Source organism: Paraburkholderia sp. OAS925, assembly GCF_040543975.1.
GTDB classification, from domain to species: domain Bacteria; phylum Pseudomonadota; class Gammaproteobacteria; order Burkholderiales; family Burkholderiaceae; genus Paraburkholderia; species Paraburkholderia graminis.
Window position 1 is genome coordinate 1,808,509 of record NZ_JBEUNO010000002.1, and the last position, 16,142, is coordinate 1,824,650.

Genomic DNA, 16,142 nt, shown 5'->3' on the forward strand with positions numbered 1-16,142 from the left:
CATACGCCCACTTACGCGGCCGCGCCGCGCAGATCGCGGATATGCTGATAGACGGTGGCGCGGCCCATTCCCAGCACGCTCGCCACATAGTTCGCCGCGCTCTTGCCTTTGAACGCGCCTTCGGCCCACAACGCTTCCACCAGTTCGCGTCGATGGTCGCGCGTCAGCGAATTCAGCGCGAGTTGACGCTCCTGGAGCCACGCGTGAAGAAACGTGTTGATGCGCTCCTGCCAGTCGTCCTTGAAGAGTTCCTCGGGTTGCTTAACCACGCCCGCGCCTGAAATCACGCGGTCGATCACATGCTTGACGTCCTCGAACACGGCGATGTTGTAGTTCACGCACATCACGCCGACCGCCACGTCCGCGTCGTCGAATAGCACGGTGCTCACACAGCGCATGCGCCTGCCGTCCCAGTTGATCTTTTCATAAGGCCCGATCGTGCCGGACTCGACCGTGTGATCGATTTCCTCCAGCGCGGACTCGTCGCCGATCTCGCGCTTGGACAGATTGTTCGCGATGTACGCGACCGTCTGACTGTGCAGGTCGTGAATGACGATCTCGACGTAGGGGAAAAAAAGCAGCGCGATGCCGTCCGCGACACGGCTGTATCGATCCAGAAGCAGGCGGCGCGTGGCCGTTGTCTTGGTCTTTCGCATAGGGCAGGTGGGTTCCGGTTTCGCAGAGGCTACAACGCGTCGGCTCGCGCGTCATTTTGCCATGAGCGACGCGTGCGGCCGCTTAGGCGGCATCGCTGCATAGACGCTATTGCGCGGTCAGATGCCTGAAGAGTTCGAATGCGATTGCCACGTCTTCGAGTCCAAGCCCAATCGAGCGGAAAAACGCGTGCTTCTCATAGGACGGCCGCGCCGCGATACCGGCGACGAGTTCGGGCAGATCGCCCGCCACGTTGCGTGCTTGCCAGCCGTGCTGCTCAATGGCCAGTTTCATTTCGCCCGCGCTTGCCGGAGTGGTTTGTCTGTAGTCGCAGTACACGTCCATTGCGGGAATCCACGCGGGCGGGACCTCGTGAGCGTTTGCCGCGTTCGTGCTGATCGATGTGATGAGCGCGGGCTTGCCGAGCATCCCGTCCGCCAGCACGGGCGTACCGGACGACGTGCACAGCGCGACGACGTCGGCGTCTGCCACGCAATCTTCAATGCGCGTGCAGATATGGATGCGCTCATCGAGCGCCGTGATTTTCTTCTGCGTTATCTCGTCATCCTTCAGATCGCGCGAGAAGACGCGAATGGCAGTCCACGGCCTCAGCGCCGCGAGATGGCGAATATGAGCCTCCGCCACCGCGCCTGCGCCGACGACCGCCAGCGTGCGCGCGCCGGGCGGCGCCATATGCTCGACGGCGAGCGCCGTGGTGCCGGCCGTTCGCTCGATGGTCAGCAGCCCCGCATCGCACCACATGAGCGGCTGGCCGGTTTGCATCGACATCAATGCGGTCCACGCGGTGATCACCGGCTGCGAACCGGTCACGATGTAGGGCGACAGCTTCGCGCCGAACACCTGCGCGTCGGACATCGCGCCGAGGTACGTGATGAAGTCGCCCGCGCCGCGCGGAAAGAGCGTGAGCGTTTGCGGCGGCTGCACGGCCGCGTCGTTCGCGAGCGCACGAAACATCCGCGTCAAGGCTCCGCGCACGTCGAGATGCGGTAGCGCTTTGCGAACGGTTTCTTCGTCGACGATCAGTGGAATCGCTTTGTCCGTATGTGTCGTGCTCATGTGCCTGCTCTCCGCAACGTTTGCCGGTATCCCGCGTCACGGCCATTCTAAAGTCAAAAAGTCCAGACTGGACTTTTATTTTGAAAATCGCTTGCTTTTGCCCGAGTCCAGAATAGACTGTTGTTCCAGAGAGGGCGCGGACGCGGGTTTTCACCGACATTCGCGCGGCCTCTCCAGGCAGACAGGCGACGCCCATTCGTGCCGCTGATTCGCGATCCCCAACAGACAGGGAACCACCATGCTCCGCAAGCTCCAACTCTCTCTTTTCGTCGCCGCTGCTGTTGTGGCCGGTGCTGTCGGCTCCGTCGGCACGGCCAGCGCGGAAACCCAGAACACGTTGCGCTTCGGCATTGAAGCCGCCTATCCGCCGTTCGAAAGCAAGACCGCCACGGGTCAATTGCAGGGCTTCGACGTGGACGTCGGCAATGCGGTGTGCGCGAAGATGGCCGTGAAATGCGAGTGGGTCGAAAACGCGTTCGACGGCCTGATTCCCGCGTTGCAGGCGCGCAAGTTCGACGTCATCAATTCGGCGATGAACATCACGGCCAAGCGCAAGCAGACCATCGACTTCACGCGGCCCATCTATATCGTGCCGATCGTGATGGTCGCGAAGCGCGGCTCGGGCCTGATGCCGGATGTGAAGAGCATGCAGGGCAAGCGGGTCGGCGTGCTGCAAGGTTCGTCGCAGGAAGATTTTCTGAAGGCGCATTGGGCGAACGCGGGCGTCTCGGTCGTCTCGTACGCGGATCAGGACCAGGTGTACACCGATCTCGTCGCGGGCCGGCTCGACGCCGCGGTGCAGGAAACGCAAACGGTGGAAGACGGCTTCCTGAAGAAGCCGGCCGGCCACGACTATGCGATTGCCGGTCAGCCGCTCAGCGATCCCGCCACGCTCGGCGAAGGAACCGGCTTCGGCTTGCGCAAGGGCGACAAGGCGCTCGCGAAGAAGGTCGACGCGGCGCTCGAGGCGCTGAAGAAAGACGGCACGCTCAGCGCGCTTTCGCAGAAGTACTTCAATCGCGACATCATCGCGAAGTAATGTATTGCGTAGCCAGCAGAGCGAGCTTATGGATTTCGATGTGATCGTGCTGGGCGCCGGGATCGTCGGCGTGTCGGCTGCGCTGCATTTGCAGAGCCGGGGCCGGCGTGTAGCGCTCGTCGACCGGCGTGCGCCCGGCGAGGAAACCAGTTTCGGCAACGCCGGGCTGATCGAGTCGTCGTCGGTCGTGCCTTACGCATTTCCGCGTAATCTCGACACGCTGCTGCGCTATGCGCGCAACCAGTCGACGGATCTTTACTGGGACTATCGCGCGTTGCCGTCGTTCGCGGGCTGGCTCGCGCGCTTCTGGTGGGAGTCGTCGCCCGAGCGGCTGATGAGCGCCGCGCGTGACATGCTGCCGCTGATTCGTCAAAGCGTCGCGGAGCACGATCTGTTGATCGACCGTGCCGGTCTCGCGGATCTCGCGATCAGCAAAGGCTGGATGGAGGCGTTTCGCACGCCCGCGGAATTCGCGCGCAATGCGGCGGCCGCCGAGGCCATCGCGCGAACGCATGGACTGCGCGTGGTCGCGCTCGATGCAACGGTATTGGCGACGCACGAGCCCGGTCTCGCGGATGGATTCTGCGGCGCGCTGCACTGGCAGGACCCGAAAAGCATCGTGAATCCGGGGGCGTTGACGAAGGGTTACGCGCGTCTCTTCGAACAGGACGGCGGCACGTTGTTGACCGGCGATGCGACGACCTTGCAAGCACAAGCGGGCGCGTGGACCGTGCGGACATCGGCGGGCAGCATCAGTGCAAAAGAGGTCGTGGTCGCGCTCGGTCCGTGGTCCGACCAGGTGTTCGAACCGCTCGGCTATCGCATTCCGCTGCGCGCAAAACGCGGCTATCACATGCACTATCGGCCGACGAAGCCCATGCTGTCCATGCCCTACGTCGACTCCGAACAAGGGTACGTGGTCGCGCCAATGCAAGGGCGCTTGCGGCTCACCACAGGCGTCGAGATCGCGCGGCGCGACGCGAAGCCGACCGGCATTCAGCTCGAACGCGCGGAGCGCTCGGCGAAGTCGGTGTTTGGACTCGGCGAGCGGCTCGATGCGAACCCGTGGCTCGGCTTGCGTCCGTGCACGCCGGACATGCGGCCTATCATCGGACCGGCGCCGCGTCATACAGGTCTATGGTTTTGTTTCGGCCACAACCATCATGGATTGACGCTCGGTCCGGTGACCGGGCGGCTTCTCGCCGAAATGATGACGGGCGTAGAGCCTTTTGCGGATGCGCGTCCGTTTCGGGTCGAGCGGTTCGGGTAGACGTTTCGCGTTCAGTTGCGTCCGCTTGCATGCAACGTCTACGCTGCAATCGTTCCCGCAACGCGTTGCAGCACATTCATTGGACCGAGCCGCGTGATCGTTTGCATCTGCGCATCGTTCCTCACAAAAAGAGAACCGGCAAACCCCAATGCGTTGACTGCGATGCCCTCAGTGCTTTCGACAGAGCGCGGCACGAGCATCATCCATCGCGTGGTGACGAGCAGGTTGTAGGGCGCCGACTGCCGCGCTTCGCCGTCCACATCCACAGCGTGCAAACCGCTCGAGTCGAGCAAACGCAGATACGTATCGAACGCAATGCGGGCCAGTTCCTGCGGCCTATCCGCGAGCTTCTCATCAAGCGCGGCGAACGCATGCACAAAGCCGAGGCCGGGCACAGTGCAGACCGCGCCGTCGTTGCGCGCGGCCGCGAGCAACGGCTCGATCGGCAGATGAGGCGCGCTTTCGTCGAGTGGCAGCGGCACGATCTGCAAGTGCTTGTGCGGCTGACTCGCGCCGGCAGCCGGGCCGCCATTGTAAAAACCGAGGCTCTCGAACTGCGTGATGCAATCGAATAACGCGCGAAAATCCGCTGGATTCAGCAGGTTTTCCTGCAACTCGAAGCGGCGCGTCACGATCAGCAGATGGTGGTCGATGACGTTGAACTTGTTGAGCAGGACGAGATGCGTGTCCGATAAATCGGCGACGAAGAGATCGGGCTCGCAGGGCAGAAAAGGATTGGCTGCGCGATTGCTGGACGATTCCGTCTTGCGTTGTTGCGCGTGCTGCTCCTTGCGTTCGAGGCTCGACACTTGGCGGATCAGGAACCGCACGCCGCCGTCTTCAATCGTCACGAGGCGCGTCTGTATGCGACGCAACGCGCCGCAAGCCAGTGCATGCGCGGTTTGGCGCACGATGGCGGACCACAAGGTGCCGGATGATTCGCGAGAAGGCGTGTTCATGGCAATGAGCGGCTTCGGTTTTGCGCGACATGTAGCTCACTTTATACACTCGTCGCGCGAACGACGACCTAGCGCCTCAACTCCGCAATGATCTTCTCCGCGAGAAAATCGCAGGGTGGGCGTTTGGATGCCGTGCTGCGCGCGAGCACCACTTCGAGCGCCGCGATTTCGGGCAAGCCCTGCGCCTGGCCGAGCAGCGCGAAGTGCGCGGGAACGGCGCATTGCGCGAGCGGAACGACGGCGAGACCGGCTTCGGCCATCGACACGAGTCCCATCAGGCTCGGGCTTTCATACGACGTGCGATAGCTGATTCGCGCCTGTTCGAGGCTGCGGATCGCATTTTCGCGCGCGACGCTGCCAGGCAAGAACACCGCGATCGGCAAGGGCCTTTCACGCCAGATGTCGTGCGCGCTCGGCGACGCGGCCCACACCATCGGCTCGAGTCGCAGAAACTCTCCTGCCAAACCCTTCACGCGCGTCGCGCAGACGAGATCGACCGAACCGTCCTTCACCATCGGCGCGAGTGCGACGCTCGGCAGGCCGACCACCCGAATCTCAACCTTCGGATAGGTCGCGGAAAATTTCTTGAGGATGGGCGGCAGCAACGACGACGCGTAGTCGTCCGGCACGCCGATGCTCACGCGGCCGGTCACGTCGGGCCGGACCACGGCGGCCCACGCTTCGTCGCGCAACGCCAGCATGCGGCGCGCGTAGGCGAGCAGCACTTCGCCGTCTTGCGTGGGCACGACGCTTCTCGGCTTGCGCACGAAAAGCGGCTTGCCGAGCGCGGTTTCAAGCGTTTTGATCTGCATGCTTACCGCCGACTGCGAGCGGTGCACGACTTCGGCCGCACGGCTGATATTGCCGGCGTCCGCCACGGCGACGATCATCGTCATGACGTCGAGATCAAGAGCTTTCAAGGCGAGGTATCAGAAAAGTAGATGGATTCCATCAATATTACGCGATTTTCTTAAATGTTGACGTGCGGCATAGTGCTGGCAAAGGAGCCAGTGTATGAACGCCCGAACCGATTTCTCCCTGCTAGCCGCGCCCGAGCTGTCGTTTGCGACGATCGCGTCGGGCATTTGCGTGCCGTACGTCGAGTGCGGACAGGGTGAGCCGCTCGTCTTCGTGCACGGCTCGCTGTGCGACTACCGCTACTGGAGCGCGCAGACGGCGGCGCTGTCGGAGCATTTTCGCTGCATCTCCGTGAGCCTGAGCCACTATTGGCCGGCGAGCGAGGCGTGCATTCAGGGCGAATTCGGCTGGCAGACGCATGTCGCCGAACTCGCGGAATTCATCGAGGCGCTCGACATCGCGCCCGTGCATCTGGTCGGGCATTCGCGCGGCGGCTGCGTCGCATTTCACATGGCGCGCGAGCATCCGCGGCTTGTCAAGACGCTGACGCTCGCCGATCCGGGCGGTCCGTTGCAGATGGACGGCATGGCCGAGGCCGCGCTGCCGGCCGCGACGAATGCGCTGCGCGCGCGCGTGGCGGAGTTGATCGAAGGCGGCGAGATCGAAGCGGGGCTCGAGCTTTTCGTCGACTCCGTGAGTGCGCCGGGCTCGTGGCGCAAGAGTTCGATTGCGTTTCGCACGATGGCCGCCGATAACGCAGCGACTTTGCCGAAGCAGTTTCGCGATCCGTTGCCCGCGTATTCGCGTGAGGCCGCGCGTAGCATCCAATGCAGAACGCTGTTGATCGAGGGCCAACGGAGCCCGCGTATGTTCCGCAACAACGTCGAGAAGCTCGCGGAGTGGATCGATTACGCGGACAAGCAGACAATCGCGGGCGCGTCACACGGCATGAATGTGTCGAACGCGGGCGCCTTTAATCGGCTCGTGCATTCGTTTGCGAGCTTCTGAGCGGCGGCGAAAGTTCTCTCAAAGACTTCTGGCGCCGGCTGCCGGTGCGCGCGGCCGCGTCGTGAGGAATCGGCCGCGAATCCAGTCTCTTAACGGCGCGACCAGCCGCTCCTGAAAGTACACAGCCGCGATGACCGTCCCGATCAGATACAGCGGATACGTCGCCATGCTCGGTATGACTTCTTTCGACGCCGCGACGCATTCGGAGAAATGCGCAGCGCACCATAGCGGCGACTTTCCGATCGAAAGCAGCTTCAATACTTTCATGAGAACCAGAAAGATCGGGACGTGAATCGCAAAGATGGACAGCGCCGAGTTGCCGAGACGAGTCGACAATGCCGCGAATCGCGCGGGAACCGCGAGCCCCGCGAAGACGATGACGAGCACCACTTCGGCCGGCATCAATGCGCCGTTGTGAACGACATAGCGCGTATTGAGCGGCCCGTGCGACTCGAGCCACGCGGCAATCGCGAACGAGCCCGCAAAGAAGAGCAATGCAGCAACGACCTTCGCCCGGCTTTCGTATATCGCATTGAGTTGCCCCTCGCGGAACAGTCCATACACGAGAATTCCCGCGAGAAATTCAGGCAGCCGCAGCACCGGATTGCGCGTGACGAAGCCGACCGCGGCTGGACCGTACCAGTGCATGAGCGTGGCGGCGACAGGTGGAATCAGATAAAGAACCCACAGCACGACCAGGAGCCGGTACTTGTTCCGGGCCTTGAGAAGGCGCGGCGCAAAGAATGGAAAGGCGAGATAGAAGAAGAACAATGTCGCCAGTGACCACGACGGCGGATTCACCGACCCATATAGCGGATACCACACCTGTAGCAGCAAGAGGTTCAGCACGTAATGGACGGAAGTTTCCGCGGGGCTCAGCGTAACGAAATGCTCTGCATCGTCGAGCGACATGATTGCGAACTGCTGAAACCCACGCGTGCCTGCCACGGAGACCAGAAGCACCAGCACAAGCGCGATCAGATGCACCGGGTAAAGATTGGACAGGCGCTTCACGAAGAATTCACGCGTGCCGCCGCGCAGTTCAGTCGTGCGTCCGAAGTAGACGTGGGCCAGAATAAAGCCCGACAGAATGAAGAACGAACTGGTGGCGAATCCGCCGAGATTGGCCAGTTCGATCAACGGCAACGTCACGTACTGTGGGTACTGATGTATCGAGTGAAAGACCATCAGATAAACGGCGAGTGCAAAGCGCAGCACGTCGAGGCCAACGAACTTGTTCATCATCAGGTCCATGCGAGATGGGTTGCGATCTCAATCGGAATTTGTTTGGGATGACTAAAGGCGACGCCGGGCAAGAGGGTTGGCAATATAGCGAACGGCAAAATCGGAGAGTGCGGAAAAGGGTAGAAGGCAAAGGCTTGAGAGCGCCAGCGTGCCGATCTTTTTCTTGTAGCTCCAGAATGGATTGCCGAGGATCGAGCGGAAGTAACTATGCGACTGTCGGCTCACCCATCGCCAGCGCTTCGCAAACGGCGCCTGATAGACGGCGGAACAGAAGTACGACTTTTCGAGCGAGAAGTCATAGAAGCAAAGAGGGAGTTCAATGCCCAAACGCGCGCGCGCCATCTGCCGCAGAATCGCCCAGCGTTTGGTCAACGCCTTGGGTGCCTTGTCGTTGCTTTCCGAGTTCGCGAAATCGATCCCGCAGTTTTCGGTGCGATGCACGCGGTATGCGCCGAGCGATTCGGAAATCGTCGCGACGGCTCCGACCAGCGCGACACCGTAAATCGCATAGAAGTCCGCGCCGTAACGATTCACGTTGGCTTCCGGCACGGGGAATATCTTCCTTAGTGCGCTTGTCCGGTACGCGTTGCCCGATGCCGGCGGCGACGGATACAGCCAGCCCTGACGCAGCAGGCTGCCGCAGTCGCTCGGGGCCGCCGAATGCGGCACGTAAGTACCGGAAGGTTTGCCGGTCGGATCGATAACGTCGAGCCGGAATTGAACCTTGACGAAGTTGCCCGTTTCAAACACTCGCATCACGTTCGACACCGCGTGCGCATAGAGCAGATCGTCGGAATCGAGCAGCATGACGAATTCGGTGTCGATGATATTGACCGCGTCGTTATAGACGGAGACCTGGCCGCCATTCTGCTTGTAGAACACTTTAACGCGCGAGCCGTAGCTTTCAATGATGTCGCGAGAGCCGTCTGTTGATCCGTCGTCGATCACGAGCACCTGCGTCGCGGGATAATCCTGGGCGAGCGCTGAGTCGATTGCCTTGGCGAGAAAGCGGCCATAGTTGTAATTACAGATGACGATCGTCACGTTTTGCATATTTATTCACCACTGTCGTGAACCGCAACCGCACATCGGGTCGCATGGGACATTTGCCGAACTAGCACAAATCAATTTACCTTTCCGTTGGTTGCGCCGCCAACAAACGGTAATGCGATATGTGCGGTCGATAACACAGCGGGCAGCGACTCGATTTGGCTTCGGTAAAGCCGGGAGCAAGCGCCCAGACGCCACGCAGACGAGCGACAAATTTGCCGAAAAAAATCGGCAAGCGTTACGCAGCGCTGACCGAATGCATCGGTAAAGGCGGCCTGGTCGACAGGAATGCGTCAGGCACGAGTTGACCCCACTCGTAGTCGATCCGGTCGGGCGTGAAGGGCAGCACGCCGGCCCCCGGCGTGAAGGTCAGCTCGCCGAAGTAGATCTGGTTATCCGGCGCGTAAAGATCCACGCGAACATAGTCGAAATCGCCGCATAGCGTGGTCGCGGCGGCGAGAATCGCATCCAGGTTCTCGGGACGAGGCGCGGGCTTCGGGCTCGGCTTATACGCGCCAATGGCCATGTCGAGATGATTCCAGTCGGTGTCGTAGATGTCGCCGCGCGTGTCGGCGCCGAACCTGTCGGAGATCACGAGAATATAAATGAGCGGCTTTCCGCTTCGCCCGCCGAAGCAGTGCAGCTTGTAATCCGCCGGTATCTGCCCGCTATTGTCGAGCAACAGTCGTTCGAAGAAGATGCGCGGCTTGATCTCGCGATAGTGTTTTTCGCGCGCGATCTTGTAGAAGTCGAGCGTCAGCCAGTGATTTGCAAGCTGGCTCAGTTGTTCGAAAGAGCGTGTCGATTTGTCTCTCACTACTTCGACATAGGTGCTGCCGTGATTCGCCTTCATCACGAAGGAGTTCGGCAACGCATCGAATACTTCTCTCGTGAATATCTCGGGCGCCGCGAGTAGCGGTATAACATGTTCTTCTCCGAGCTTTCTCGCGACATACTCGCGAACCGTGAGCTTGTCGGTCAACTCCGCGAACCACGGGTCGGGCCGCAGGCTTTTTTGCAGGATCTTTTCGTTGAAAGTAGTGGGGCGAAGCAGATTCGGATAACGACCTATTTCCTTGTGATGCAGCAGGCTTAGAAACACGGGCGTCGGCAGTAGCGACTTGGCTGCTTCCTTGAGCTTGCGCAGCGTCGATTGCCGCCGCACTGGAGCCGTGCTTTCCGCTAACCTGGCTGGTTGTTGCGGTACGGAAGTACCGGCTTCACCCGGAAATTGTACTGAGTTGGTCGTCGTCATTTTTCGAGTCCCGTAAGTAGTTCGCGCGACAATCAGAGCCCGGCCAGGCTTCCCGATGTATCACGATGCGAGGTTAACGCACGGAACCCTGCGCAATTGAAGGCGTCGCTAAACGAAGGTGTTTTGGCCTAATCCAGTGAAAGCGGCCGTTTTTGTGGGAGGTGGATAGGCCAGCCGCGGCCAACGGCCAATCACCAGGCATAACGGTGTCTGGCAATCGAAAGAAAGTGGCCGAAGCGAACAGCGCAAAGCTGCTAATTGGCGAATGATTTTCAATTCGCCGGCCGTAATGCAGGGAGGCCGTAAGCCTATCGACTTTAGAGCGACGCGTCTGATGCGTTGTCGATTACTTCCAGTAAATCCGCGGGCTTCAGCGGTTTAACGAAGTGATGATCGAAACCCGCCGCATGGCTGCGGTCGCGGTCTGCCTTTTGACCGTAGCCCGTCAACGCGACCAGCACGCACGGCCGGTTGCCCGAACGCAGTCGCAACTGCCGGGCAAGTTCATAGCCGTCCATGACCGGCAATCCGATGTCGAGCACGGATACAGTGGGCCTGAAAGTATTCGCCTCTGCAAGCGCCGCCGTTGGATCGTAGACGGTCTTCACCGAATGACCATAGCTTCGGAGCAGTTCCGCGAGCGCGTCCGCGGCATCGACGTTATCGTCCACCAGCAAAATGCGCCGTTGCTGCGTGCAACTGTCTGGCTCATCACGAGGCACGACGACTGGCGCAGGCTCCGCGACACGGATGGCTTCGCTCGCATTGCCGGTCGTTGTCTCCGACGACGCGCGCGGCAGCACGATCGTAAACTCGCTGCCGCAACCGGGGCCGCCGCTCGCTGCTTCCACGTGTCCGCCATGCAGCTTGACGAAGTTCTTGACGAGAGCGAGGCCGATACCGAGCCCGCCTTCGGCGCGGTCGATTGTCTGCGTGCCTTGATAGAACGTATCGAAGACGTGAGGCAACACGTCTGGCGCAATGCCCATGCCGTTATCGCACACGCGGATGCGGATATGGTCAGCGTCTGCGGCCATCGCGCTGACCGTGATCTCGCCGCCCGCTTGCGTGTATTTCGCAGCGTTGATGAGCAGGTTAGCGATGACCTGCGCGAGCCGCATCGGGTCTGCCACACATTCGAGCGCCTCATCGACGTCGATCTTCAAACGATGAGCGCGTTGCTGCACGAGTACGCTCGTCATCTCCACGGCCTTCGTGATGACTTCGTGCACGTCGACCCGGTGCTTGTCCAGTTCGACATTGCCGCGGATGATGCGCGAAACGTCAAGCAGATCGTCGACGAGGCGCACGAGATGATCGACATGACGCTGAATAACCGCGCGCTCGCGTGCGGCCGAATCAGTGCCGCGCCGCTCCATCAATTCGAGCGCGCTGACGATGGGCGCGAGCGGATTGCGCAGTTCGTGTCCGAGCATCGCAAGAAACTCGTCTTTTGCGCCATTCGCCTTGCGTAATTCCGCAAGCAGAAGCTCGCGGTCCGCACGCGATTTTTCGAGCGTTTCGCGGGCACGCACGTAGCCGGTGACTTCCACCGCACTGAGAATGACGCCCTCGATCTTCCCCGACGATGCACGCAACGGTTCGAAATGCAGCGTATAAACGCGTGTCGAAAGCGAATTGCCGATGCTGCCGATATCGCCGATATTGCCGGTTCGATACTCCTCATGCACGATCGGCAAGCCATGTTCGTAAACGTGCTTGAGCGCGGCGGCAATCGGTCCGCCGCGCTCGTCCGGAAACGCGTCGAGATACGCGCGGCCGAGCAGATCCTCGCGCTTCACCATGTCGAGATAGCGCGGGTTAGCGAGCTGGAACGTGTGCTTGTCGCCAAGAAGAAGCGCCGACGCGACCGGAGAGTTCATCAGCACGGCGTCGCGCTGATGCTCGGCGGTCCTTCTGCGGTTCATTTCATCTTCGAGCGATCTTGCGCGCTGCTCGGCTAGTGCGAGTCGCAGATGCAGTTCCTTGCTGCCGGCATCACGCAACGGGCTGCCGGCCAGAACATGATGGTGTGCGTGGCAAATGTGGCGAAACAGTTGCGTCTGCTCGGAACCAGGAAAGAGGTGCTCAGGATAGGCGCAAAAAAGCGAGAAGCTGTGATGCGCGGCGAGGCGGTTCCAGAGCTCCTCGAGACGCAACGCGGCATCGCCGAGTCCTTGCTCGCAGAGAACCGCGACCATCTCTCCGAACGCATGCAGTGGCTGTCCGCGCTGAGCCGCTTTGGCGACGACAGCGCCGACCGTCGAAATAAAGCGCGCCTCGTCGGGCCAGCCGTCGACCATGAAGCGATCGAGCGTAGCCTGGGCATCGAGCAGGATAAGCGCGTCATGCGAGGCGGATTGCGCGGGCGCAGTCAGGCGCGCATCGAGCCATGAAGTGAGCGACGCGACGTGATCGGCCGTGGCGATGACGATCGCGCTGCCGCCTGCGTCGAGTGCTCGCAGCAGAAAGACGCCCACGTCTTCGGTCAAGCTCGCGTCGGATTCGTAGAATTGGACGAAATGGCCGGTGTCGTGCGTGTCCTCGTGAGACGGGTTGGTGCTAGTGAGCATCTTTGACTGCCATGACGAGAGCTTCTCCTTTCGAAGAATTTACCCGCCGGTTGTAATGCGGAACATGCGTTGCAAAGCGCGATGGCGCTTTCCTGAAGAAGCGCGCTCGGCAGATGCAGCGCAAAACGGTCGGCGTCTCTAACGGAACGGCCGCCGACCCAACCTGCATTGGCAGCAAGGCCTGTGCCTGGCGCGGCCCGCAAGCGCTTCAGGCTTGTTGGGCGGGGCTTTCGTCGGCTTTTAATGTCGCCAGCTTTCGCTTTGTTATTTTTAAGAACGATTAAGGACCTGGACAAGGACTCCGCAGAGGGCCGCCGATAGACTGCATTGCAGTTCCTCGCAGCAGAAGCAAGTGCGGCGCGCGTTCCCGCTGACAGTCAACCCGTCAGTCGACCTGTCAGCAGACCCCTTTTCGACCTTCAGGATCTACAAAACCATGGCTAATCCGAAACTCCAAGTCCTCACGCCTGCGAACTCGCAGATCATCTTCATCGACCAGCAGCCGCAGATGGCTTTCGGCGTCCAGTCGATCGACCGTCAGGTGCTGAAGAACAACGTAGTGGGCCTCGCGAAGGCCGCGCGCGTGTTCAATATTCCGACCACCATCACGACGGTGGAATCGGAGAGCTTTTCGGGCTATACGTACCCCGAGTTGCTGGATGTATTCCCGGGCCACAAGGTGCTTGAGCGCACGTCGATGAATTCGTGGGACGACCAGAAAGTGCGTGACTCGCTCGCCGCAAATGGCCGCAAGAAAGTCGTGGTCGCGGGCCTGTGGACGGAAGTCTGCAACAACACCTTCTCGCTGTGCGCGATGGACGAAGGCGACTACGAGATCTATATGGTTGCGGACGCATCGGGTGGCACGTCGAAAGAAGCGCACGAATATTCGATGCAGCGCATGATTCAGGCCGGCGTGGTGCCGGTGACGTGGCAACAGGTGCTGCTCGAATGGCAGCGCGACTGGGCGCACAAAGAGACGTACGACGCGGTCATGGGCATCGTCAAGGAGCACTCGGGCGCGTACGGTATGGGCGTCGACTACGCGTACACGATGGTCCACAAGGCGGCGCAGCGCGCGGCCGGAACGCATGAGGTGCTCGCGCCCGTGCCGGCACGCAAGTAAGTAAGCGAATGGGCCGCGGCTTGCGGCCCTCGGGGCTCCTACGGTCTCGTAGTCCGCGCGCCGCGTCGTTTGGCTTTACACCCAAACGTGCGGCGCGTAAATCGCGTCCGGATCGCGCCGAACGGAATCATGCAGCGCCTGCACGAGCTCGGCGCGATGCGTGAGCACTGCGCGCTGGTTGATCGAACCTTTGTCGGTGATTTCGCCGAGATCGAGCGATGGCGCGACGTCGAGCAGACGCAATCGCGCGATCGTGGTTGCGCCGCCCGTCGATTCGCGATTGAGCCGCTCGAGCAATTCGACAAAGAACTGCCGCACCGCCGGCGCATTCACGATCTCGGACGCATTCGCCGACTCAGGCAGTTGCGCGAGCCGCCGGCAATCGTCGAGTCGCGGAAAAACCAGCATGCCGACATCGTCGCAATTGAGTCCTGTCACGACCACGTCCTGCACATACGGAGCGCCGGCTGAGATGACGCGCGCCCGCATCGGCCCCACGCTAACGAACGTGCCCGAGCTCAGCTTGAAGTCTTCGGCGATGCGGCCATCGAACATCAGACCCACTTCCGGCTGCTGCGGGTCCACGAATTTGAGCGCGTCGCCGCTGCAGTAATAGCCTTCCTCGTCGAACGATTTCGCAGTGGCCGCGCTGTCCATGCGCCAATAGCCGCGCATCACATGCGGTCCGCGAAAGCGCGCTTCGAGCTTGCCCGCCACGGGCACGAGTTTCACTTCGCAACCGGGCGCGGGCACGCCGACATAGCCCGCGCACATCGTGGGGAGCGTGGTGAAGAGACACGACGGCGACGTTTCCGTCATGCCGAGGCCCGCCATGATGCGAATGCGCTCGCCGCAATGGCGCTCCGTGACCTGCTGCAAACGATCCCACGCCGCCTGCGAAAGTCCGGCTCCCGCGAAGAAATACACCTTCACGCGTGAGAAAAACGTCTCGCGCAGTGTTGCGTCGCTTTCGAGCGCGCTCGTCAATTCCTCCCAGCCTTTCGGCACGTTGAAGTAGATTGTCGGCGCAATCTCACGAAGATTGCGCAGCGTCTCGTCGAATTTCTTGCCGACAGGTTTGCCGTCGTCGATATAAAGCGTGCCGCCGTTATAGAGCGCGATGCCCGCGTTATGACTGCCGCCGAAGGTGTGATTCCACGGCAGCCAGTCGACCAGCACGGGAGGCTCGTCGGCGAATTGCGGAAACGTTTCGAGCAGCATCTGCTGATTGCTGCACAGCATGCGATGCGTGGTCGGCACGGCCTTCGGCAACATCGTCGAGCCGGACGTGAAGAGAAACTTGGCGATGCTGTCCGCGGCGATGGCTTCGTGCGCGGCATCGACCGTTGCGGGCGCAGTGTCGAGCAGCGTGGACAGATTCGTTATCGCGCGCCCGCACGAACCGGTGGCCGCGACGACTTCGACATCGGCGGCAACAGTTGCGTCGATCGCGGCGGCAAACGCAGTGGCGTCCGTCGCGAACACGAGGCCGGGCGTGAGCAGTTCGAGCGCGTGGCGCAGCTTGCCGTAATCGCTGGAAACGAGCGAATAGGCCGGCGAAATAGGGGCGTACGGCACGCCGGCCCACATTGCGCCGAGCGCGATCATCATGTGTTCGAGATCGTTGCCCGAGAGAATCGCGACGGGCCGCTCAGCCGACAGCTTGCGATCGAGCAGCGCCTGGCCGATTGCGCGCGCGTGCTCGAGCATCTGCGCATAGCTGATGCCGTGCCATGCGCCGTCCGCGCCGCGGCGCGCGACGAGCCAGCGATCGGGATGCTGTTGCGCGCCGCTCGCGAGCCGGTCGGTCAGACGCTTCGGGTACGCGCCGGGTTGCGCGGTCGACTCCATGTACCAGACGTCTGCCTCGCGGCGAACGCGTGCGGGCGCCGAACCGATCCGCACGTCGCGATAACGCACGGAGGTTTCATTGTCGACACTGGATTGCGTCGGCTGAAAATTCACTGATTGTCTCCTTCCTGCCGTCTTTCGTCTGTTGCGAAGAACGCGGATTCGAATGATCCCGAT

The 16,142-nt window shown here is 61.3% G+C and carries 13 protein-coding genes; 4 read left to right on the plus strand and 9 right to left on the minus strand.

The window, feature by feature from the left end:
- Window positions 1–11: 11 nt before the first annotated feature.
- Together ABIE53_RS26915 and ABIE53_RS26920 are read right to left on the minus strand one after the other, a co-directional pair.
- Window positions 12–656, minus strand: a complete 645-nt coding sequence (locus ABIE53_RS26915; protein ID WP_006046623.1) for a helix-turn-helix transcriptional regulator — start codon at window positions 654–656, stop codon at window positions 12–14.
- Window positions 657–762: 106 nt separating this feature from the next.
- Window positions 763–1,731, minus strand: coding sequence for an ornithine cyclodeaminase family protein (locus tag ABIE53_RS26920; protein WP_310074792.1), 969 nt, complete (start codon window positions 1,729–1,731; stop codon window positions 763–765).
- Between the two features lie 238 nt (window positions 1,732–1,969).
- Here ABIE53_RS26920 and ABIE53_RS26925 point away from each other — a divergent pair, with 238 nt between their 5' ends.
- Together ABIE53_RS26925 and ABIE53_RS26930 are read left to right on the plus strand one after the other, a co-directional pair.
- A complete protein-coding gene (locus tag ABIE53_RS26925; RefSeq protein ID WP_006046625.1) occupies window positions 1,970–2,770 on the plus strand; it encodes an ABC transporter substrate-binding protein in 801 nt (266 codons plus the stop codon).
- Between the two features lie 28 nt (window positions 2,771–2,798).
- On the plus strand, window positions 2,799–4,040 hold the full coding sequence (locus ABIE53_RS26930) for an NAD(P)/FAD-dependent oxidoreductase (protein WP_192699225.1): 1,242 nt from the start codon (window positions 2,799–2,801) through the stop codon (window positions 4,038–4,040).
- 38 nt (window positions 4,041–4,078) lie between these two features.
- On the opposite strand, the gene ABIE53_RS26935 is transcribed toward ABIE53_RS26930, so the two are convergent.
- Together ABIE53_RS26935 and ABIE53_RS26940 are read right to left on the minus strand one after the other, a co-directional pair.
- A complete protein-coding gene (locus ABIE53_RS26935) occupies window positions 4,079–4,999 on the minus strand; it encodes an ATP adenylyltransferase family protein (RefSeq protein WP_192699224.1) in 921 nt (306 codons plus the stop codon).
- Between the two features lie 68 nt (window positions 5,000–5,067).
- Entirely contained in the window at window positions 5,068–5,889 is an 822-nt protein-coding gene (locus ABIE53_RS26940; RefSeq protein ID WP_171800019.1) for a LysR substrate-binding domain-containing protein, read from the minus strand.
- 124 nt (window positions 5,890–6,013) lie between these two features.
- On the opposite strand from ABIE53_RS26940, the gene ABIE53_RS26945 reads away from it, so the two are divergent.
- Window positions 6,014–6,865: an alpha/beta fold hydrolase gene (locus ABIE53_RS26945; protein WP_029965944.1), complete on the plus strand. Its 852-nt coding sequence runs from the start codon at window positions 6,014–6,016 to the stop codon at window positions 6,863–6,865.
- Window positions 6,866–6,883: 18 nt separating this feature from the next.
- Here the strand turns inward: ABIE53_RS26945 and ABIE53_RS26950 are convergent, their stop codons facing one another.
- The 4 genes from ABIE53_RS26950 to ABIE53_RS26965 all read right to left on the minus strand — a co-directional run bounded on the left by ABIE53_RS26950 (window position 6,884) and on the right by ABIE53_RS26965 (window position 12,988).
- Window positions 6,884–8,107, minus strand: a complete 1,224-nt coding sequence (locus ABIE53_RS26950) for an acyltransferase family protein (protein WP_192699223.1) — start codon at window positions 8,105–8,107, stop codon at window positions 6,884–6,886.
- A gap of 54 nt (window positions 8,108–8,161) precedes the next feature.
- Window positions 8,162–9,163 (minus strand): glycosyltransferase family 2 protein, encoded by a 1,002-nt coding sequence (locus ABIE53_RS26955; protein ID WP_006046631.1) that lies wholly within the window; start codon window positions 9,161–9,163, stop codon window positions 8,162–8,164.
- Window positions 9,164–9,398: 235 nt separating this feature from the next.
- Entirely contained in the window at window positions 9,399–10,415 is a 1,017-nt protein-coding gene (locus ABIE53_RS26960; protein ID WP_192699222.1) for an ATP-grasp fold amidoligase family protein, read from the minus strand.
- 317 nt (window positions 10,416–10,732) lie between these two features.
- Window positions 10,733–12,988, minus strand: a complete 2,256-nt coding sequence (locus tag ABIE53_RS26965; RefSeq protein ID WP_192699221.1) for a hybrid sensor histidine kinase/response regulator — start codon at window positions 12,986–12,988, stop codon at window positions 10,733–10,735.
- A gap of 436 nt (window positions 12,989–13,424) precedes the next feature.
- Here ABIE53_RS26965 and ABIE53_RS26970 point away from each other — a divergent pair, with 436 nt between their 5' ends.
- The gene (locus tag ABIE53_RS26970) at window positions 13,425–14,114 is read left to right on the plus strand and encodes a hydrolase (RefSeq protein ID WP_006046634.1); all 690 of its coding nucleotides are present in this window, start codon (window positions 13,425–13,427) and stop codon (window positions 14,112–14,114) included.
- A 75-nt stretch (window positions 14,115–14,189) separates the two neighbouring features.
- Here ABIE53_RS26970 and ABIE53_RS26975 read toward each other — a convergent pair whose 3' ends face one another.
- Window positions 14,190–16,079 (minus strand): feruloyl-CoA synthase, encoded by a 1,890-nt coding sequence (locus tag ABIE53_RS26975; RefSeq protein ID WP_192699220.1) that lies wholly within the window; start codon window positions 16,077–16,079, stop codon window positions 14,190–14,192.
- Window positions 16,080–16,142: the final 63 nt, after the last annotated feature.